Origin of the sequence: Ornithinibacillus jepli (assembly GCF_047228935.1) — a bacterium.
Lineage (GTDB): Bacteria > Bacillota > Bacilli > Bacillales > Amphibacillaceae > Ornithinibacillus.
Genome location: NZ_JBFEGG010000004.1, coordinates 91678 through 113837, shown reverse-complemented (window position 1 = coordinate 113837; position 22160 = coordinate 91678). Strand labels below are relative to the sequence as shown.

General features: G+C 36.0%; 15 protein-coding genes. All 15 read right to left on the bottom strand.

Annotated features, from left to right (window positions below; genetic code table 11):
- Nucleotides 1-787 precede the first annotated feature (787 nt).
- Nucleotides 788-1381, bottom strand: a complete 594-nt coding sequence (locus AB1K81_RS14985; RefSeq protein ID WP_412977481.1) for a hypothetical protein — start codon at nucleotides 1379-1381, stop codon at nucleotides 788-790.
- Nucleotides 1382-1397: 16 nt separating this feature from the next.
- On the bottom strand, nucleotides 1398-1919 hold the full coding sequence (locus tag AB1K81_RS14980; protein ID WP_412977480.1) for a hypothetical protein: 522 nt from the start codon (nucleotides 1917-1919) through the stop codon (nucleotides 1398-1400).
- A gap of 1199 nt (nucleotides 1920-3118) precedes the next feature.
- Nucleotides 3119-4501, bottom strand: a complete 1383-nt coding sequence (gene rlmD, locus AB1K81_RS14975; RefSeq protein WP_412977479.1) for a 23S rRNA (uracil(1939)-C(5))-methyltransferase RlmD — start codon at nucleotides 4499-4501, stop codon at nucleotides 3119-3121.
- A 66-nt stretch (nucleotides 4502-4567) separates the two neighbouring features.
- On the bottom strand, nucleotides 4568-5482 hold the full coding sequence (locus AB1K81_RS14970; RefSeq protein ID WP_412977478.1) for a diacylglycerol kinase: 915 nt from the start codon (nucleotides 5480-5482) through the stop codon (nucleotides 4568-4570).
- Nucleotides 5483-5772: 290 nt separating this feature from the next.
- Nucleotides 5773-7797: a methyl-accepting chemotaxis protein gene (locus AB1K81_RS14965; protein ID WP_412977477.1), complete on the bottom strand. Its 2025-nt coding sequence runs from the start codon at nucleotides 7795-7797 to the stop codon at nucleotides 5773-5775.
- 186 nt (nucleotides 7798-7983) lie between these two features.
- Nucleotides 7984-9414, bottom strand: coding sequence for an Asp-tRNA(Asn)/Glu-tRNA(Gln) amidotransferase subunit GatB (gatB, locus tag AB1K81_RS14960; protein ID WP_412977476.1), 1431 nt, complete (start codon nucleotides 9412-9414; stop codon nucleotides 7984-7986).
- Nucleotides 9414-10880: an Asp-tRNA(Asn)/Glu-tRNA(Gln) amidotransferase subunit GatA gene (gene gatA / locus AB1K81_RS14955; RefSeq protein WP_412977475.1), complete on the bottom strand. Its 1467-nt coding sequence runs from the start codon at nucleotides 10878-10880 to the stop codon at nucleotides 9414-9416. Before gatA ends, gatB begins: the two co-directional genes overlap by 1 nt.
- Before the next feature lie 12 nt (nucleotides 10881-10892).
- A complete protein-coding gene (gene gatC / locus AB1K81_RS14950) occupies nucleotides 10893-11183 on the bottom strand; it encodes an Asp-tRNA(Asn)/Glu-tRNA(Gln) amidotransferase subunit GatC (protein ID WP_412977474.1) in 291 nt (96 codons plus the stop codon).
- 168 nt (nucleotides 11184-11351) lie between these two features.
- A complete protein-coding gene (gene putP / locus AB1K81_RS14945) occupies nucleotides 11352-12866 on the bottom strand; it encodes a sodium/proline symporter PutP (protein ID WP_412977473.1) in 1515 nt (504 codons plus the stop codon).
- 418 nt (nucleotides 12867-13284) lie between these two features.
- The gene (locus tag AB1K81_RS14940; protein WP_412977472.1) at nucleotides 13285-13440 is read right to left on the bottom strand and encodes a hypothetical protein; all 156 of its coding nucleotides are present in this window, start codon (nucleotides 13438-13440) and stop codon (nucleotides 13285-13287) included.
- A gap of 13 nt (nucleotides 13441-13453) precedes the next feature.
- On the bottom strand, nucleotides 13454-14719 hold the full coding sequence (locus tag AB1K81_RS14935; RefSeq protein WP_412977471.1) for a helix-turn-helix domain-containing protein: 1266 nt from the start codon (nucleotides 14717-14719) through the stop codon (nucleotides 13454-13456).
- A 293-nt stretch (nucleotides 14720-15012) separates the two neighbouring features.
- Entirely contained in the window at nucleotides 15013-16560 is a 1548-nt protein-coding gene (gene pruA / locus AB1K81_RS14930) for an L-glutamate gamma-semialdehyde dehydrogenase (protein WP_412977470.1), read from the bottom strand.
- Between the two features lie 153 nt (nucleotides 16561-16713).
- The gene (locus tag AB1K81_RS14925) at nucleotides 16714-17832 is read right to left on the bottom strand and encodes a CamS family sex pheromone protein (RefSeq protein WP_412977469.1); all 1119 of its coding nucleotides are present in this window, start codon (nucleotides 17830-17832) and stop codon (nucleotides 16714-16716) included.
- Nucleotides 17833-17846: 14 nt separating this feature from the next.
- Nucleotides 17847-19856, bottom strand: a complete 2010-nt coding sequence (ligA, locus tag AB1K81_RS14920) for an NAD-dependent DNA ligase LigA (RefSeq protein WP_412977468.1) — start codon at nucleotides 19854-19856, stop codon at nucleotides 17847-17849.
- A gap of 14 nt (nucleotides 19857-19870) precedes the next feature.
- A complete protein-coding gene (pcrA, locus tag AB1K81_RS14915; protein WP_412977467.1) occupies nucleotides 19871-22156 on the bottom strand; it encodes a DNA helicase PcrA in 2286 nt (761 codons plus the stop codon).
- Nucleotides 22157-22160 lie beyond the last annotated feature (4 nt).

Below are 22160 nucleotides of genomic sequence, written 5' to 3'. Positions count from 1 at the left end.
GATGTATTTATTCTGAACGGGAAAACATGATAAACATGAAAAAGACCCGGAAATCGGAAATGTTTATTTTCGCAAAAACCGGGTCTGAATCGTTTTGACTCAGAGATGTTTATTTTAGTTAGACAGCTTTTGTACAACTATAATAAACGCTTCTTTTTTCACCAATCAAAAACCCGCATTCCACCGTTCGAGTTAAAATAAGGTTTTGATACGGAACCCCCACTTTGAACGTTTCCCGCTGTTTTTCACCTGTTTTTTCACCATTTTTTCAGAGTTGGAATATAGTTTTGGGACGGAAGATAGACAAAGGCGAGAAGAGATTATTTAAAAAAAACGAATATATATTGAACAACAATTGTTTTTATTACTGAACCGCAATCAGGGTGAATTATATTGCCAAGGGATAAAGTCTTAATATGTTTATAAGAAAACTATTGAAAAGATATTGATTTGTATTGTAATGGCATAAAAACTCGGGATTCTATTGAAGAAAACCTGAGAATTAATTGGATTTTTGATGGAAATAGCAAAAGTATTTTTTAACGAATTTGGCGTTGGATTAGCAACTGTTTATTTTAAACTACCAAATGTAATTTATTAATTAGACATAGTAGAGCAAGGTTTAGTGAGATAATTGTCTTTATTCCTGTATTGGATGAGATGACTACTGTAGGCTTTGTTTTTTAAATAACATCTTTAGCTTGTAGAGTGTCCAAAAACACTAAACCTCTACACGTGGGAAATCCAGCGTTCATTGGAATGAAAGGTTGGATTCCCCCATATAGAGTCATTTTTTCATATTTTTGCTAATGTTTATCATTTTTTCAACACCAAATATAACCCTAGTTTCTTCAGAATTTAAAGAAACCTTATCATCGTTACCTACACTATGAATAGCTATGTTGTAGGATAATCCTTCTTGTTGCCAGTATAACATTTCTACAGAACCATTATCGGCGTACTTTCCTTTAATACCATCACTTAGGTCAACTTCCTTAAAGAATAATTTCGACTCTGGTTCATCCATTGGAATTACATTTGAATTTGATACTTGAAGTTCTAACACAAATTCCTTCGATGCGTCTTCGTAATATCTATGAAATACCTGCTCATAATCCATAACATTCGAAACTTCCTCGCTAACTGCCCCAACTTTAAAAGGAAGATTATCGTTGTCGATAGTATACATTTTTTTTGCAAACTGAACCCCATTCAATGCCTCTCCTTCTGAAACAATACCATCGGATACAACCATTAATTGATCTGCTTCAATGGAGGCTTGAGGTTGCGTTTCATTAAAGATAAGTGAATAACCTGTTCCCCCGACAACTCCGAGCAATAGTGCTGATGTAATAGAAATTATAGTTTTATTAATTCTCATTAGGTATCCTCCTTGTTTATTTTATTACAAATTGGGTTACTGTTGAATAGTTCTTACAGAATATACCTTGTGGTAAACCACATTGAAGTGGGCCACCACTTTTTAAAAATTGCGTTGTTGCAGTCCTTTCTCCACTTGCTGGGTAATAACCTAAATTCTTATTAATTGAAATTGTATTATAACTAAAATCATTTAAATATTTTCCTCTTCTACTAGTATAAGTGTAGGTTTTACCGTTTTTATAATCATAAACTTTAAAATCCTGCAAATATGGACTCCCTCTTTCTATTCTATTATTTTCAATTGAGTTACTTTTCATTTTTACAGTATAAGGATCTACCTTAGCTGTACTATCTCTATGAATAATTGTAAACTTTGCAATTTTGTCCTCAGCACTCCCACTTAAAATACAAGTATTTTGAAGAGGGTTAATGACCTCACATATCTTTGTCCAATGGGCTTCAATTGCATTTGTTGATAAAATAAAAGATAGTAGAAATACTGCAATAAAGGTTACTCGATTAATAATTTTTTTCAATTTTGGTCCCCCTTTTATACTTACTACATAATTTTTCGAACAATAAATACACTAGTTCTATAGAATAGAATAATATGATATTCTCTTTATTAAATAATTCATCCCTGTCCTCCAATCCTCTTTTTTAAAACTAAATGTATTTATATTACTATTATAAAATATTAATTAAATACTTATATTGGGAAAGTTCGATAAATTCCGACAAGATTTTACCTTACTTTTTCGGATGTTTCAAATGAACTTTCCCAAGTAGTTCATAAATATGTATAATCTACTTTTTTGATATCTGATTAATTAATTGATTAATTAATCAATTAATTGCTATATAGATTGAATGTTTTGTCGTGACCCTTTAATGGGTCAACGATGTCCACGTTAAAAACATATGGGTTTAATCAGACGCAATATTCATTTTCCTTTTATATTTTAATAAGAAAACTAACTATTACAATAATAATTAGTTTTCTTATTTAAAAAGTGTTAATATATTTTTAAGGTACTATATGTAAGCACAAACAAAATTTAGAATCACTCGAAGGAGGAGAGAATAATGTATTATCAAAACTTTAGTGACATTATTTTAACTTTTATCAGTTGGTGGATACTGTTACTAATCCTACAAAAGTTTTTCTATCGTTATCCTAGTGAAAAAAAAACTTGGAAAAAGGATATTTTCATAACGTTTATACAAAGTATTATAGTACTTATATTATTACCCTTTTTCTTCAAATTTTTGAGTTAACTTTGGAAAAACATCATCAAAAAAACAGCCCACTATAACGGAAAACCGAGGCAGGACAAGGAATGGACATGAAAAAGACCCCGAATTCGGAAATGTTTATTTTAACTGGGAAATTTACTTTTTAAATAGAAAAATCTTTTGTACCGTAAAAAAATACATCTGATTTTTCTCCCTTCTAAACTCCATCGTTCGAGTTAAAATAAAGTTTTTCTACGGAACCCCCATTTTGAAGGATTTCCGGATCAAAAATGGTCGTTTTTCCGTTTGTTATCCACCGATTTTTCCATCTTATTTTGGAGTTATAAAAAACATTTGTGAAATAAAAAAAACCAAGAAAAGAGAGAATTCAGGAATGACAAGGATTTGGGCATGAAAAGACCCCGAAATCGCAAAAGTTTATTTTTACGAAATCAGGGTCGGACTAGCAAATGTTTATTTTAACTAACAAAACTATTTTTTAGTTAGACAGCTTTTTCTCCAACCAAGCCACACTCTCAATATGCATACTTTGAGGGAACATGTCCACTGGTTGAACTTCCTTCGTTTCGTAGCCACCGTCCTCTAATATGCGTAAATCTCGTGCTAATGTAGAAGGATTACAGGACACATACACTATCCGCTTCGGTCCCATTTCTATCATTGCATTTAACAGACCTTCATCACAGCCTTTACGAGGTGGGTCTACAACAATGACATCAGGCTTTAATCCTTCTTCTTTCCACTTCGGCATTACTTCTTCAGCAGTGCCAACTTCAAATTCTGTATTTGTCATACCATTAAGCTTCGCATTAACTCTTGCATCATCGATAGCTTCCGGAACTATTTCGACTCCATATACTTTCTTTGCTTTTTGGGCTAAGAATAGTGATATCGTTCCAATCCCACAATACGCATCAATAACTGTATCCTCTTCACTTATCGCAGCATATTCTAACGCTTTTTCATAAAGCCTTTTCGTTTGCGTAGGATTCACTTGATAAAAGGACTTCGCAGAAATGGCAAAGCGAATCGGCCCAATTGAATCATAAATATATTCCTGTCCCCATAGGACCTTTGTTTTGTCCCCAAGAATGACGTTCGTTCTAGCTGAATTAATATTATGAATTATCGATTTCACATTTGGATATGTTTCTGTTAATTCACGAATGAATTCCTTCGCATGAGGTAATTCCTTTGTCCGTGTAATTAACACAATCATCGTTTCCTTCGTTTCTTGACCAGTACGAACCATAATATGTCTTAGCACACCAGTATGACTTTTCTCATCATACGATTCAATCCCAACTCGGTTTGCGATTCTTCTCACTGCTTCGACCATACGATCATTTAAATCTTCTTGTACAACACACGTATCCATATCTTCAATAATTTGATGGCTACGCATTTGATAAAAACCAGTTATCAACTCACCGTCCTTTTCCCCAACAGGGATGGCTACTTTATTACGATAACGCCAAGGATCTTCCATTCCAATTGTCGGATGTACAGGTACATGTTCCAAACGCGCAATTTTACGTAGCACATTTTTTACCTGTTGCTGCTTCATGGAAAGTTGCAAGTTATAACTCATATGCTGCACCTGGCATCCACCGCATTTATAAAACACATCACAAGGGGGCTCCACTCGTTCTGGACTTGGATTGTTTACTTCTAACAGTTTTCCAAAACCAAAGTTCTTATTAACCTTCACGACTTTTACAGTTGCTTCTTCTCCAGGCAAACCATATGGAACAAATAATGGATAGCCATCGATCTTTCCAACACCATTTCCTTCGTGGGTTAAATCTTCAAAACGGATGGTTACTGTTTCATTCTTTTTCACAGGAGCTTGTTTAGCCATATATGTATCTTCCTTTACGTACTTTTACTGTCTTACCATAATATCATAAACAAAGGAGACTACCTATTATTCAGTAGTCTCCCTATTTAAATAGGATTTTGGTACAAAAAACTCAATATGTTGCTGAAGGTTTCGGAATTCACCAGGTAGTAAACCTCCATATTCCCCATCGATATTGAGTTGCATTTTATCTTCAGGGGTAACCTTTACATGCCTTGCCTTCGTATAGATGACGTGATCATCTTCTAGGTGTGCACCTCTTAGTGCCATGCTTGCAATTCGAACAAATTCAGCAAGGTTAGTCTTGCGCAATATTAATAAGTCGAAATATCCATCATCTAAGCAAGCATCTGGTGCTAGTTTTTCAAATCCCCCAACAGAGTTTGTATTAGAGATTAAAAAGAGCATAATATCTTCTTCAATAATATTACCATCATACTCAATCTTAACACGAGCAGGTTTTAATGAAGGAAGCATCTCTATTCCTTTTACATAGTAAGCTAGTTGACCTAACATCGTCTTCAGCTTACTCGGAACGTCATATGTTAATTCGGTTAGCTTTCCCCCACCTGCAATATTAATAAAATATTGTTCATTTACTTTTCCGATATCTAATAGTTTCGTATGATTCTCTACAATCACATCGACAGCCTTTTGAATACTATCACGAGGAATAGTTAAAGCTCTAGCAAAGTCATTCGTCGTCCCAACTGGTATTACACCTAATTTCGGTCGGTATTCTTGTTCAGCTAGTCCATTAATAACTTCATTAATTGTACCGTCTCCACCGGCAGCTATGACGATGTCATATTTCCGCTCAACCGCAAGTTTTGCCGCTTTTATTGCATCACCTTCACCGGTTGTAGCATGTGCTGAAGCTTCATATCCCGCTAATTCCAATTTTTCTAGAACAGCAGGCAACTCCTTCTTGAATGCCTCTCTACCAGATGTTGGATTATATATAATACGGGCTCTCTTCATCGTACATGTCCCCTCTCCAATGCTACATTATGCTAGAAAAATCTATATTAGTATCTCTTTTAGCCATATGGATATATTTTCATGCATTACTATCATAGCCATATTTTACGATTTTGAAAAGTCTTTCGAAATATCTTAACGAAAATTGACTTACCATAACTTTTTATCCTGTTGAATAGAATAGTAGATTTATTCCTTATCTGAATAGCTGGCAAAAACTTTGAACATAATTAAACAAGCTGTCGAGAATTAATCGACAGCCTGAAAAGTAGCACATTTATTTTACGTGCTTATTTATCATTACTTGTGAGTTTAAAGTTTTCAACTAATTGTTGCAGTTCTTCTGCGACAGCAGTTAGTGAGGCAGCAGACCCTGCGATTTCTTCCATTGATGCAAGCTGTTGTTGTGTTGATGCTGAAACATTTTGTGTTTCGTCTGAAATTGCGTCTCCAATAGATGCAACCTCTTTGAATGTGTTATTAAAATGCTCTGTCGCAGAGGAAATCTCTTGAATTTCCGAAGTAACACGCATTATTTGATTCGTGATAGTATCTACATAACCAGTTATATTTTTAAACGATTCACCAGCATTATTAGCAATGTCGATTCCCTTTTCTACTTCTACTGTTGCTGTTTCCATAGATTTTACAGTATTAATCGTTTCTGTTTGGATTGTTCCTATCACTTCTTTTATTTGTTCAGCTGAGTCAGAAGATTGCTCAGCAAGCTTACGAACCTCATCTGCTACTACAGCAAAGCCTTTACCATGCTCTCCGGCTCTAGCTGCTTCTATCGCTGCATTTAACGCTAGTAAATTAGTCTGCTCAGAGATATCGGTAATAACATCCACAATATTACTAATTTGTTCTGATAATTTACCTAGACCTTCAATATTACTAGAAAGTTCATGAGTATTTTGTTTAATGTATTCCATCTGCGTAATCGTTGTACCCAATGCGTTATTTCCTTCTGTCACGGCTGACATTGCATTCGTAGCTGTGCTTGACACTTCATCAGAGCTTGATGCAATTTGATTGATGGACTCTACCATTTCTTGCGCTAATTTAGAACTTTGTGAAATACTACTATTTTGATTATCCATGCCCTGAGCAACCTCTTGAACTGATGTCGATATTTGTTCGGTTGCAGAAGTGTTTTGTTCCGTACTTGCATTTAATTCTTCTGCTGATGCAGCTAAACTAATTGATTTGTCTCGAACTTGGTGAATGACTTGATTCAAGTTCTCACGCATCTTATTAAATGCTTGTGCCAACGTTCCTAATTCATCGTTTCGTTTTAAGTCGATACTAACACTTAAATCTCCTTGACTCATCGTATCACTTGCTGCTACCAATTCCTTAATTGGCTTAGAAATAGAACGGATAATAAATACAATTATTGTTCCACCAAGTAATAATGAAACTATAAGGATAAATATTGTCGATTTTAAAATCGGGCTGACACTTTTATCAATTTCACTATCATACATAGATCCTGCTATTTTCCACCCTGTCGAGTCACTTGTTGCAAATGCTAATTGTTTCTGATTTCCCTCATGAACGTAACTAAATTGACCTTGTTCAGATTCATATAGTTTATCGAAAAATTCTTCCGTTGCCTCTGATCCTGCTTCACTAGTAGGATGACTAATAAATTTCTTTGTACCATCTAGTAAAAATAGATAACCTTCCTCGCCAATAGTTACCGAGTTAATAATTTCAGTGAGTCTGTTTAGTTCTAGATTCACCCCTACTACACCATTATTATCTGCAGTAACCCTCGCAATGGTTACAACAATCTCCCCTGAGGATGACGAAACATATGGATCTGTTACAACTACATTTCCTTTATCAGACATTGCCAATTCATACCAAGGGCGTTTTCTTGGGTCGTAATCTGGCGGATTCTGAAAAGATGTAGGGGAATTCATAAACTCTCCGGTTTGTGTACCAACATAAATTTGTTCGTAAATATCATCTTTAGAATTCTGTATTTCGTCTAGAATTCCTCTAGTTCTATCATCATGGTCATTTTCTATATCAGTAGTAACGATTGTATCTGCCAGATAATTAACAATATCCATCTGATTTAGAATAAATTGATCTACTGTTTGTCTCATGATATTGACATTTTTTTGCGCTGATTCTAACATACTTTTTTCCATATTGGAACTGGCGCTTTGATAAGAGAACAGCCCAATTGCAATACTTGGAATTAATAAGACTATCAAAAATGATATGACAAGTCTATTTCTTAAACTTAGTGATCTTGTTGCCTTTTTTTCTTTGAGCTTTTTAATCTTTTTTTCCTTCAACGTTTTTCCCTCCAAAAGGATCTGTAAATGATTTCATAAAGACTATATCGGACTAAAGTACTAATTGTTAATCCTTTTTAAGATAATAAAACTAATACGAAAAGTGGGATAATTAAATCAATTATTTTATAATCTAGAATAAAAAAAGCCTGTAGAATGTATCTACAGACTTTCGCTTTATTAATGTTATCTCTTATCCATTTCTTCAATTAAAATTTTATTAACCATCGGAGGGTTTGCTTGTCCTTTAGTTGCTTTCATTACTTGCCCGACTAAGAAGCCAAGTGCTCGGTCTTTACCATTTTTATAATCAATAATGGATTGTTCATTTTCATTTAGGATTCCAGTAATCACTTCCCGTAATTGACCTTCATCGGAAATTTGAACAAGACCTTTTGCTTTAACGATTTCTTCCGGATCGCCACCTTTTTCAACTAGTTCAGCGAATACTTTTTTCGCCATTTTAGAAGAAATAGTGCCGTCTTCGATTAGCTTAATCATCTTCCCTAGAGACACTGGCGTTAGAGCTAATTCATGTAGCTCTTTATAATGCTTATTCATATAACCAGACACTTCACCCATTAACCAGTTAGATGCTTGCTTTATATCGGCTCCGTTTTGAATCGTTTCTTCAAAGAAGTCGGCCATTTCTTTTGAACCCGTTAACACGGCTGCATCATATTCTGGTAAACCTAGTTCCGTAATATAACGTTGCTTACGTGCATCAGGTAGCTCTGGAATTTCACTCTTAATACGTTCTTTCCAAGCTTCATCAATATAAAGCGGTACTAAATCTGGTTCTGGGAAGTAACGGTAATCATCGGAACCTTCTTTGACACGCATAAGGATTGTTTCTTTAGTCTTCTCGTCAAAACGGCGAGTTTCTTGTAGAATCTCTCCACCAGATAATAACACTTTCTCTTGACGTTTTTCTTCAAACTCAAGTCCCTTTTGTACGAAAGCAAAAGAGTTTAAATTCTTCAGCTCCGTCTTCGTACCGAATTTATCTTGTCCATATGGGCGTAGAGAAATGTTTGCATCACAACGAAGTGAACCTTCCTGCATTTTCACATCAGAAACACCAGTGTATTGTATAATCGTCTTTAATTTTTCAAGATATGCATATGCTTCCTCTGGTGTACGCATATCTGGCTCTGATACAATCTCAATTAACGGTGTACCTTGGCGGTTGAAGTCTACATAAGAATAACCATCTTCACCATGAGTTAGTTTACCTGCATCCTCTTCTAAGTGAACACGGGTAATCCCAATTTTCTTTTTCTTGCCACCTACTTCAATTTCAATCCAGCCATGCTCACCAATCGGTTGATCAAATTGAGAGATTTGATACGCTTTCGGGTTATCTGGATAGAAGTAGTTTTTACGGTCAAATTTCGTATGAGTCGCAATTTCACAGTTAAGTGCCATTGCAGCCTTCATCGCAAAGTTTACCGCTTCTTCGTTTAATACTGGAAGAACACCCGGGTAACCTAAATCGATTGGGTTCACATTAGTGTTCGGGTCTGCACCAAACGCATTAGGACTCGGACTAAAGATTTTTGATTTCGTTTTAAGCTCTACGTGTACTTCAAGACCAATAATCGTTTCAAAGTTCATTAGTTTGCACCTCCTATTTGAGGTCGTTTCGTATGATGGTCAGTTGCTTGTTCAAATGCATGTGCTGCACGGAACACCGTACTTTCATCAAAGTGTTTACCAATAATTTGTAAACCAATTGGAAGTCCCTCAGGAGAGAATCCACACGGTATAGAGATTCCTGGAACTCCAGCTAAGTTTACTGGAATCGTTAAAATATCATTCGCATACATCGTTAATGGATCATTAATTTTCTCGCCAACTTTAAATGCCGGTGTTGGTGTAGTAGGTCCAATGACGACATCATACTCTTCGAAAATGTTATCAAAGTCATTTTTAATCAATGTACGAACCTTTTGTGCTTTTTTGTAATACGCATCATAGTAACCAGAGCTTAGTGCAAAGGTACCGAGCATAATACGACGCTTAACCTCTTCACCAAATCCTTCACTACGAGACTTCTTAAACATATCAATCATATTTTCCGCGTTTTCAGAACGTACGCCATAGCGAACCCCATCAAAGCGTGCAAGGTTAGCAGATGCTTCGGATGATGATAATAAGTAATAGGTAGCAACAGCATATTTAGAATGTGGTAAAGAAACCTCTTCCCATGTTGCACCTAGTGATTCATATACTTTTAACGCTGCTAAAACCGCTTCTTTTACTTCTGGGTTTACTCCTTCAGATAAATACTCTTTAGGGACAGCAATTTTTAATCCTTTTACATCACCAGTTAAAGCTTCTGTATAAGAAGGAATTTCTACATTCGCACTAGTAGAATCCATTTGGTCATGACCTGCAATAACCTCAAGAACACGGGCATTATCTTCAACCGTACGAGTTAGTGGACCAATTTGATCTAAGGAAGATGCAAATGCAACTAAGCCGAAACGGGAAACTAGTCCATATGTAGGCTTTAAGCCGACTACTCCACAAAATGCTGCTGGTTGGCGAATCGAACCACCCGTATCAGAACCTAATGAGAAAAGCACCTCTCCTGCTGCTACTGCTGCAGCAGAACCACCACTTGATCCACCAGGTACATAATCCGTGTTCCATGGATTACGTGTTGGAGTGAAACTAGAGTTTTCATTTGATGAACCCATTGCAAATTCATCCATGTTTAGTTTTCCAATTGTTACTGACTTCTCTGCATTAAGCTTCTCTACAACGGTCGCATCATATAATGGATCTTCAAAATTACGCAAAAACTGACTAGCACAAGTTGTACGTAATCCCTTCGTTACAATATTATCCTTAATCCCTGCAGGAATTCCGAATAACTTAGCTGTGGCATCAGTCTCAGCATCTAGTTCTTTTGCTTTTGCCCTTGCATTTTCTTCATCTAATGTTAAAAAGGCATGTACCTTATCATCTACTTCTTTAATACGATTATAAGAAGTATCCACAAGGTCACTAACTGTAATTTCTTTGCTATGTAATTTCGCTTCTATTTCTTTAATACTATGGTCAAATAGTGACATTGATTTCCCTCCTTATTCTAATATTGATGGTACTCTGAACTGGCCATCCTTTTGGTCAGGTGCATTCTTTAATGCTTCTTCTCTAGTAATCCATTTTCTAGGCTCGTCCTTACGCATGACATTTTTCAAATCTAATACGTGTGTAGTTGGCTCTATTCCATCTGTATCTATTTCATTTAGTTGTTCAGCAAACGAAATAATTGAAGTTAGTTGTTCCGTGAACATCTCTGCCTCTTGTTCTGAAATTTCAAGACGTGCTAAATTTGCTACATGTTTAACTTGGTCTTTCGTGATTTCTGCCATTTTCCGCACCTCCATTTATTTTTATTAACTATTCGTTATGAAAATAAAAAAACATCTACAATACTAATGATAATAGCAGAATTTACTAGGTATAGGCAAATATCAGGGTACAAATAAAAAAGCCAATCCTCTTTTAAAAAGAGAAGTGACTTCATCAAAATTTTTAAATTAATTTAACTGTGATTGTACTTCTTCAAATTCTTGTTCCATTTCCGGAGTAGGTTTTCCTAGTAGACTAATAACGATAGCCGCTAATAAGTTTAGAATGAATCCAGGAACGATTTCATATAACTCAAAGATGCCACCTTCAATATTACCCCAGATAACAACGGTAATTGCACCTAAAACTATACCAACCAATGCACCCCAACGGGTTATACCTTTCCAGAACAACGCTAATAGAATAGTCGGTCCAAATGCTGCACCAAATCCAGCCCATGCATAACCAACTAAATCAAGTACAGATGCATCAGGGTTAACAGCTATAAGCGTTGCAATTAAAGCTATTACTACTGTCGCAATTCTTCCTACCCATACAAGCTCTTTCTCAGAAGCTTTTTTACGAAGAATAGCTTTATAGAAGTCCTCTGCTACAGCTGAAGAAGAAACGAGTAATTGAGAGTCAATGGTACTCATAATGGCTGATAAAATTGCTGCTAGTAAAATACCAGATATGATTGGGTTGAATAATAATTGTGAAAATGCGATGAAGATTACTTCATGATTATCTAGCATTTGTACACCATTCTCCGAAATTATTTTAAACCCATATTCTCCAAGATAAGTAGGGTCTTGTGTACTAATAAATGCTAATCCTACAAAACCGGTAAAAATTGCCCCATAAAGGCCAAGAATCATCCACGTAGTACCGATAAATCTAGCTTTTGGTACGTCAGAAGCAGAGCGTAATGCCATGAAACGAACTAAAATGTGTGGTTGGCCAAAATAACCTAGTCCCCAAGCTAATGAGGAAATAATAGCCATCGTACCAACGCCAGTAATCATGCTTAAGTGTGCAGGGTCTATTGCGCCTACTGCTTCAACAGCTTTATCCCAGCCACCCATAGTATCAATTGCTACTATCGGAACAACGATTAGTGCTAATAACATAAGTACACCTTGGAAAAAGTCTGTCCAAGCAACAGCCAAGAATCCTCCTAAGAACGTGTAGGAAACAACTACAAGTGCTCCAATCCATAATGCAGCTTGGTAATCTAAACCGAATGAAGCTTCAAACAATGTTGCACCAGCAACCATTCCTGAAGATGTGTAAAAAGTAAAGAATAGTAATATAACTAGTGCAGAAATAACGCGTAAGAGGTGTGTATTATCTTTGAAACGATGTTCTAAAAAGTCTGGGAGAGTAATTGAATTTTCCGATACCTCTGTATAAATACGAAGACGCTTAGCAACAAATTGCCAGTTTAAGTAAGCACCAATTGCAAGTCCAACTGCGATCCACGCCTCACCTAAACCATATAAATATATAGCACCAGGTAGCCCTAATAATAGCCAACCACTCATATCCGATGCCCCGGCACTTAGTGCTGCAACTGCAGGTCCTAATTTACGACCACCTAATACATAGTCGGATAAGTCATTCGTCCTTCCATACATAATAATACCGATAATTAGCATTCCAACTAGATAAAAAATAAAAGTCGATAAGACTGTAGTATCCATAATTAATTCCTCCTTTTATTCGTGAATAATGAAATAAATGATAAAATTACTAGAATAGGCATCGGCACAAATAACCAAAACCAAGTTAATCCATCGATTTCCATTTATGAAACCCCTTTCTTTTTTCAATTAGTTACTTATTGGAATATATATGCAATATACTAGTTTATAAAAACCATTATTTGCATTAAGTCCAATACACTATTTTATGATAACATAGAAAGTTTACATTAAAGGAAATAGTCTCATATTTTTGTAATAAATCTAGATTCATGTTAAAATAGAAATCTTAAATCTATTAAGACTTCCTTAAACAAAAAAAGACCTGAAGCAGAGTTAACCACTTCAGGCAAAATCTATCATATAGTAATAGGGTAAAAACATAGATTACTGACAAGCTTAAGTAAATTGATTCAAATTAGTAAAGGTTCGCAATAGACACACTAGACATTTTAAAAATGCTAGGTTCTACTTCTCCATGCTGTGTTAAATCAGCTGCCTGACTATTTTGCATGAATAAAAATCCTCCCATTAGAAGTGTCCCTAAAGCTAAAGAAGCAAATAATTTCTTCAAGACTATCCCTCCTTTATAAGTTTACTATTTCCTCATAGGTGAGGTTAGCAAGTTTATAATATTTAACAGAGTCCTTATACTTACCTACACTTTCAAAATGCTTTGCCAACATATTGGAAAATAGAATGATATTCCCATGATCCTTATGTTTTTTGAGGTAAGGTATAAGATCCTCTATTACTAACGTAGTGAATAAATCATATTGTTCGTTAATAGCATATTTATATGATTGAATTATGTAGTAATTAACTTCATAAAATACATTGTTCTTCGAAAGTTCCAATAACTTCTCTGCTTTTTCAATTATTTCTAATGCTTTATCAAAGTTTTGAATTCTATAATATTCCTTAATTAGATTTGCTGAGGCTACCAATCTTTCATATAATCCAACAGCCTCATCATCAATAACACCAAGATAATGTTTAATTGCTTCTTTTGACTCACCAATAGCTGAATATAAGTAACCTAGATTCTGGTTCGTTAACTGAATAACTGTGTTATTCTTATTTAGTTCACCTAGATGTTTTGCTAAATTGTAGTGTTTAATTGCTTTTTCATACATTTTAATTCTTCTATATGAAATTCCTAAAAGAATATGACATTGTGCACATCGTATAAAGTTATATTCTTTTTGGAAAATATCAATGGATTTATTAGAATATTCAATAACCTCAAGTGTATTTATCAATTTACTGTGTGTAACAGCTATCGTATATTGCAAATCTGCAATTTCTGAATCTTGCAGGTGAACCTGCTTTATTTTGTCCTCTGCAAGTTTAAACAGATTCATTGCTTGGTTATATTCATTATTTACAAATGCAAAATTCCCTTTGAATTTATACCAGTAATAAAAATGCAGATTATCGAAAGTACCTGTTACTTCATTTAAGCTATTAATCTGTTCTAGTGCATTGTCGTATTGGCCTAATATTAGAAAATATCTTATTTTATGAATCTCAAACAGTATTAAACTGTCAGACCGAACTAACGTCAATAGTTCATTTAATTCATTATACTTTTCAATAATTTGTTGTTTATCATGCATATCGAAAAGCATATTAAACCATTGCTCACATTTTTCTTTAATAGTGATATCCTTATCACCATTTAATTCAATACCAAGTCTTGTACATAGCATACTCACAACTTCAGGACTAGCCTCTGCACGTAGATTTTCTATTTTTGACAAATAGCTCATAGAAACAATTCCTTCTGCTAATTCCTCTTGTGTCATTCCCTTTTTGACACGCTGCAATTTTATAAAGGAGCCAATTTCCATATTACTTTCCTCCTACTATTTGCCTCTATTTCTATTTGTTAACTATATATTACCATATTTTTAGAATTTTCATATTGGGAAAGTTGGGGGTAAAAAGTACTAATAAACCCCATAAAAACTTTCCTACTTTCCTCATTTTAGGAAAGTAGGAAAGTTTTAATAGAAAATTAATGTAAAGTATGCCGAATTATGTCGAATAATGTCGATTTTTTATCTTATTTTGATAAAAGTTTTCCTAACTTTCATAAAGAAGTAAAAAAGCCTCTTCCAAATGGAAGAAGGCTTTTTTCGTATTACAACATTTCAGACGTTGTTTTACCTTGCATATGTTGGATTAGATAATCTGGTCCTCCAGCTTTGGAATCTGTACCTGACATATTAAACCCACCAAATGGTTGGTAGCCAACGATAGCTGCAGTACATCCACGGTTGAAGTATAAGTTTCCAACATGGAAGTCTCTGCGTGCTTGTTCAAGGTGCTCACGGTTATTCGTGATTACTGCACCCGTTAATCCGTACTCTGTATTATTTGCAATCTCAATAGCTTCAGTGAAATCTTTCGCTTTAGTTAAACCAACAACTGGGCCAAAGATTTCTTCTTGCATAACACGTGCTTTCGGATCAAGGTCAGCAATTACTGTCGGGTTAACGAACCAACCTTTAGAGTCATCACCAGTTCCACCTACAAGTAAGTTACCTTCTTCTTTACCGATTTCAATGTACTTCATAATCTTATCATAAGAACCTTGATCAATTACTGGTCCCATATATAGATTTTCTGCAGGATCACCTACAGTTAACTCTTTTGTTAATTCTACAATACGGTCTTTCACTTGATCATAAACATCCTCATGAATTACTGCTCGAGAGCATGCTGAACATTTTTGACCTGAGAAACCGAATGCAGATTGAACAATGGATTGAGCTGCTAATTCTAGGTCTGCTTCTTTATCTACAACAATCGTATCTTTACCACCCATTTCAAGGATAGTACGTTTTAACCAAATTTGACCTGGCTGTACTTTTGCAGCGTTTTCAAAGATGTTTAGACCTACTTCACGTGAACCAGTAAAGCTAATAAAGCGAGTGCGTGGGTGGTTCACTAAGTAATCTCCAACTTCGCTACCTGGACCTGGAATGTAGTTAATAATACCAGCAGGCATTCCAGCTTCCTCAAGTACTTCCATAAATTTATAAGCAATAACAGGTGTAACACTAGCTGGCTTTAATAGTACTGTATTACCAGTTACCATCGCTGCAACTGCAGTTCCTGCCATAATTGCAAATGAGAAATTCCAAGGAGATATAACTAGTCCAACTCCTAAAGGAATATAATCAAAACGGTTATGCTCAATTGGACGGCTATTTACTGGCATACCATCTTTAATTTTAAGCATTTGGCGACCATAAAACTCTAAAAAGTCAATTGCTTCTGCTGTTTCACCATCTGCCTCTTTCCAAGGCTTACCTGCTTCTTTTACAAGATGTGCATTGAATTCATGTTTACGACGGCGTACAATCGCAGCTGCGCGGAATAGAATACCTGCACGGAACTTAGGATCAGAAATTCTCCAGTAATTTTGGAAACGTTCATCAGCAATTGTCATAGCTTTTTCAGCTAGTTCTTTGTTTGCTGTTGATACGTAGCCGATTACTTCTTCTTTATTAGAAGGATTTACGGAAACAATCTTATCTTCAGTAAAGATGCGTTCACCACCAATAATTAGTGGATATTCTTTTCCAAGGTCTGCTTCAACCTTCTTAAGTGCATCTAGCATTTGTTGTTTATTTTCTTCTACAGTAAAATCCAAAAATGGTTCATGCTTGTAAGGTACTACCATAAAATAAAACCTCCCATTTTGTAATCCTATTTATTCCTACCGTTTTATTAATAATCTAGGAGTCTAATATACAATATATCGCAAAAAACGGAGTGGAATATATCCACTCCTTATTCTAACGTAATATTAACTTCTCTTCAAACATTCTAGTTATTAATCGAAAAGATGTACGATAGGATCCTCTTCGCCTGCCTCACGATAAATATAACCTTCTAATTGATGGCTTGACGTTATTTTAATTTCAATATCATAATTATTAGGGAATTTATCCTTAACTAATCCTAATGTATACTGGGCAAAACCTATTATTTCAGCTTTACCATTAAATTCAACTGGTACTTCAATCGTAAGCTTTTGTAATTCTTCATTTACATAAAAGCCTTCTCCGATATACCCTACATAATTCGGAAAAAACTCTGCGATTTCCACACCAAATGTATTCACAATTTGAGCATCATCAAAATATTTTTCTTCCGCTTCATTGGATGGGAATAAAATATAATCTTCTTTAATAGGTTGCCAATCGTCAATCATCATATCGCTTGCTTCAACATATGTCTTCGCAACAAAATTACCCGGAACAGCAGAACCTACTTTTTCCTCACGATAGAGAGCAAACATAATTGGAACATTTTGCAGTCCATCAATTCCTCTAATCTTTTCTAAAACCTTTTGAGCAATTTCTTCACCTTGTTCTAACATCTCACTTTTAGATATAGACTCATAATAATATGGCCCACCAATTTCTGTTTGGAAGCGATACTGAGATTTCAATGCTAATCCGATTGATAATCCAACTAACTCAACTGAATTATCTTCATTCCTTTTAATGAAGTTCTGCTCTAGAATATGAGTTAAATATCTCGGATTTTCCCGATATGTTTCAACATCAGCACCTGACTCAACTTCTGGATTCAATTCATCTATCCAACTGTACACTGTAGAGCTATCCAAATATTGCCCTTCTTCAAAGTAATATTTATTAGGATCAAAATGTTCTTTCGAATGTCTCATTAATCCTTGTTCCATTTCATCAATATCAAGACGGTTAGCTCCCATCTGGTTCATTGTAACCCCTCTTGCTTTACTCGTTCTGTATGGAAGGATAATAGGATAGTCCTCATCGGATAGCTTATATGTTGGGACGATAGATGGCTGTCCTGTTGGCTGCTCTTCTGTTTGTAATACTTCATCATCTTCATCATTCAAACTAGGTGCACAACTCGCAAGTAATAGGAGAGTGCTAAGAAATAAGATATTAATTTTTCGCAACGGTTAGCACCTCCTTATTCGCCTTCTAACATGTTCATAAACTCATCTTCATTCCAAATCGTAATACCTAATTCAACCGCTTTATCATATTTCGAACCTGCGTCTTCACCGGCAATGACGATATCTGTTTTCTTACTAACACTTCCTGTCACTTTACCACCTAAGGCTTCAATGCGCTCCTTAGCTTCTGGACGTGAAAGTTTCTCCATTTTACCAGTTAGGACAACTGTTTTCCCGGCAAATGGATTAGAGTCTTGATCTACTTCTACTCGTTTTGGACCTTTATATTCCATATTTAACTTAAGCTCTTTTAATTCATTAATTAAATCATTTACTTTCTCTTCAGCAAAATATTGTACAACAGAGTCCGCCATTTTATCACCAATCTCATCGACAGCGATTAAATCCTCATAGGTAGCTTGCTGTAATTTATCCATTGTTTCAAATTCTGTTGCTAACGTTTTCGCTGCTTTTGCACCAATAAAGCGAATACCTAAACCAAATAGTAATCTTTCTAACGAGTTTTCTTTGGAAGCTTCTATCGCTAGTAATAGATTATCAACTGACTTTTCACCCATTCGCTCTAATTTCAGTAGCTCATCACGCTCTAAGCGATAAAGGTCTGCAATGGTATGAATTAATCCTTCGCTAAATAACTGATTAATAACTTTTTCACCTAGTCCATCAATATTCATCGCATTTCTGGATACAAAGTGAATAAGTCCTTCTTGAAGTTGTGCTGGACAGTTCGGGTTAATACAGCGCAAGGCAACTTCTTCCTCTAAACGAACTAACTCACTTCCACATGCAGGACACTCATCTGGCATAGCAAATGGCTCTTCTTTACCTGTTCGTTGTTCAAGTAGTACTCGAACTACTTCAGGAATAATATCCCCTGCTTTTTTTATGACAACCGAATCACCTATGCGGATATCCTTCGCACGGATTAAGTCTTCATTATGTAAGGAAGCTCGCTGTACGGTTGTGCCTGCTACTTTTACCGGCTCTAGTATGGCAGTTGGAGTTACAACACCTGTACGACCAACACTTAATTCGATATCTTTTAGCTTTGTAACAACCTCTTCAGCTGGAAACTTATAGGCAATTGCCCAACGTGGACTTTTTACTGTAAAACCAAGTTCTTCCTGGGTTTGCAAATCATCCACTTTAATGACAATACCATCTATTTCATATGGTAAATTAGGACGTTCCGCTGTCCAATATTCTACATACTCTAGAATTTCCTCAACAGAATCACATTTCTTCCACTCTGGATTCGTTCTAAATCCTAGTTCTTTAAGCTGGGTTAAACGTTCACTATGAGATGTAACCGGATCTGCTTCCCATTCACCAATGCCGTATAAGAAAATATCTAAATTGCGGGATGCAGCAATCTTCGGATCTAGTTGTCTTAACGAACCAGCTGCAGCATTTCTAGGATTAGCAAAAAGTTCTAACCCCTCTTCCTCACGTTGCTTATTTAACGATAGGAATGATTTATGTGGCATGTATGCTTCCCCACGAACTTCAATTTTCCGCTTTTCCTTTATGGAAAGTGGGATACTTTTTATGGTACGTAAATTACTGGTAATGTCTTCCCCAGTAGTACCATCTCCACGAGTTGCCCCACGGACAAACTTTCCATCTTCATAGGTAAGCGCAATAGCAAGTCCATCAATTTTCAACTCACATACAAAGGAAAGTGGCTTATCAGTACCTTGGCTTGCACGCCGAGCAAAATCGCGAAGATCTTGCTCGTTGAATGCATTGCCAAGACTAAGCATTGGAATTGAATGCTGTACCTTTTGAAACCCTTCGAGTGGCTCTCCACCAATTCGCTGGGTTGGCGAGTCACTCGTAATCAATTCTGGGAATTCCTCTTCTAATCTGCGTAGTTCTTCTAATTTTTGGTCATATTCCGAATCTGGAACCGATGGCTTATCTAGCACATAATATTCATGTGCATACTGATTTAATAATTCTTTTAAGGATTCAATTTTTTCCTGTGCCTGGGCCTTATCCATTTCACAAGCACCTCCTATTGTTTCGTAATTGGTGCAAATTTTGCAAGTAATCGTTTAATACCTACAGGTGCTGGGAAGGCAACATCTAATTCCATCTTATCCCCTTCACCTTGTACCTTTACAACCGTTCCAACTCCCCACTTTTTATGCTCGGCCTTATCTCCTGCATTCCATGTTTCTGTTTCCGCTCCAGTAGTAGTTTGCAGTCGTTCAGCTCTACGCTTCTCTTTCGGCTGACCTAGTGGTTGACCAGGAGTTGGTCTATTCCTAGATGGATTTCCAAATGGCGTTCTTTCTTGTCTATTAAAATCATTGCCAAATGAGCTTGAACCAAACATTGATTGCCTTATTTGTTCTAACCCATCAATTAGTTCTTCCGGGATCTCATTAATAAATCGACTTACTGGGTTCATATTTGTACGACCATAAAGGGTACGCATTTTCGCATTTGTTAAGAATAACTGCTTCTCTGCTCGAGTAATTCCTACATACGCAAGCCTGCGTTCTTCTTCCATTTCCTCATCGTCAAACATCGCACGACTATGCGGGAATACATTTTCTTCCATCCCGATTAAAAACACAACCGGGAATTCAAGTCCTTTAGCTGCGTGCAGCGTCATTAGGGTTACTTTTTCCTGATTATCAGGATCTTCTTCATCCACACGGTCGATATCTGCAATCAATGCTAAATCTGTTAAGAACGCTATTAATGTTTTATCTTCGCTTGTTGCTTCAAAATCTTTCGTTACAGTCATGAACTCTTCTAAGTTCTCTAATCTGCTTTGTGATTCAATCGTACGTTCATTTTTTAACATTTCTTCATAACCGGAACGTTCCAATACTTGCTGTACCATATCAGTTGCGGTTAAAAATTCTTGTTGCTGATTTAAAGATTTAATTAAGTCACCAAATTGAGCTAGTGCTTGTGCTGCTTTTTTCGGAACTCCTGTAAAATCAACAACTTCTACAGCTTGGTAGAAGGACATCCCGTTTTCAGCAGCATATGCTCTTAAACGTTCGATAGAAGTTTTACCTATTCCTCGCTTCGGCTCATTAACAACACGTTCGAAACTTAAATCATCATCTGGATTCGTAATTAATCGAAGGTAAGCAATCATATCTTTAATTTCTTTTCGATCATAGAATCGCATACCACCAACCATTTGATATGAAACTCCAGACTTCATTAACGTATCCTCGACTGCACGGGACTGTGCATTCGTACGATATAATATAGCGATATCACTAGGTGAATAGCCTTCTTCACGAATAAGCTCACGAATTTTATCGGTTATAAATAATGCCTCATCTTGCTCTGTAGCACCTTGATAATAATTAATCTTCTGTCCATCTGGATTTTCTGTCCAAAGATTCTTCGGCTTACGTCCAGGGTTATTCGCAATAACTTTATTTGCCGCTTCTAAAATAGATTTAGTAGAGCGATAATTTTGTTCAAGAAATACCGTTTTTGCGGCAGGATAATCTTTTTCAAAGGTAAGGATATTGGTAATATCCGCACCACGCCAACGGTAAATGGACTGGTCTGAGTCCCCAACAACACATAAGTTCTGGAAACGATTTGCGAGTTGTTTTACAAGCGTGTATTGCGCACGGTTCGTATCTTGATACTCGTCCACGTGAATGTACTGAAATCTACGTTGGTAGTATTCAAGTACTTCTGGAACACGCTTAAATAAATGGATCGTCTGCATTATTAAATCATCAAAGTCTAATGACTGGTTTTTACGAAGCACTTTTTCATAGCCTTCATATACACGTGCTACCTGTCTGTCGTAGAAATTACCTGCTTTATTGGAAAACTCTTCTGCTGTAACCAGTTCATTTTTGGCACTACTAATTTGCCCTTGCATCGCACGTGGCTCAAATTGTTTCGTATCGATATTTAAGTCTTTTAATACTTGTTTAACAACGGATAATTGATCCCCACTATCTAAGATGGTGAAGTTTCGGCTATATCCAATTCGGTCAATGTCTCTACGTAATATTCGTACACACATGGAGTGGAATGTAGATACCCACATATTAATTGCTTCTGGTCCTACTAATTTACTAACGCGGTCTTTCATTTCGCGGGCAGCTTTATTGGTGAAGGTAATTGCAAGGATATTACGTGGTGAAATACCTTTTTCCTCCATTAGGTAGGCAATTCGGTGTGTTAGTACACGAGTCTTTCCACTACCTGCGCCGGCCATAATTAGTAAGGGGCCTTCTGTATGTTTAACAGCTTCTTGTTGCTGTTTGTTTAGTCCTTTTATTAAGTCGTCTATTGTTCGACTCATGTTA

Excerpts from the sequence above, each read along its gene's own strand:
- pruA (WP_412977470.1), bottom strand. The coding sequence starts at position 16,560 with ATGGTAGTACCTTACAAGCATGAACCATTTTTGGATTTTACTGTAGAA.
- AB1K81_RS14970 (WP_412977478.1), bottom strand. The coding sequence starts at position 5,482 with ATGAAGAGAGCCCGTATTATATATAATCCAACATCTGGTAGAGAGGCA.
- pcrA (WP_412977467.1), bottom strand. The coding sequence starts at position 22,156 with ATGAGTCGAACAATAGACGACTTAATAAAAGGACTAAACAAACAGCAA.
- putP (WP_412977473.1), bottom strand. The coding sequence starts at position 12,866 with ATGGATACTACAGTCTTATCGACTTTTATTTTTTATCTAGTTGGAATG.
- AB1K81_RS14935 (WP_412977471.1), bottom strand. The coding sequence starts at position 14,719 with ATGGAAATTGGCTCCTTTATAAAATTGCAGCGTGTCAAAAAGGGAATG.
- gatB (WP_412977476.1), bottom strand. The coding sequence starts at position 9,414 with ATGAACTTTGAAACGATTATTGGTCTTGAAGTACACGTAGAGCTTAAA.
- gatC (WP_412977474.1), bottom strand. The coding sequence starts at position 11,183 with ATGGCAGAAATCACGAAAGACCAAGTTAAACATGTAGCAAATTTAGCA.
- AB1K81_RS14985 (WP_412977481.1), bottom strand. The coding sequence starts at position 1,381 with ATGAGAATTAATAAAACTATAATTTCTATTACATCAGCACTATTGCTC.
- ligA (WP_412977468.1), bottom strand. The coding sequence starts at position 19,856 with ATGGATAAGGCCCAGGCACAGGAAAAAATTGAATCCTTAAAAGAATTA.
- gatA (WP_412977475.1), bottom strand. The coding sequence starts at position 10,880 with ATGTCACTATTTGACCATAGTATTAAAGAAATAGAAGCGAAATTACAT.
- rlmD (WP_412977479.1), bottom strand. The coding sequence starts at position 4,501 with ATGGCTAAACAAGCTCCTGTGAAAAAGAATGAAACAGTAACCATCCGT.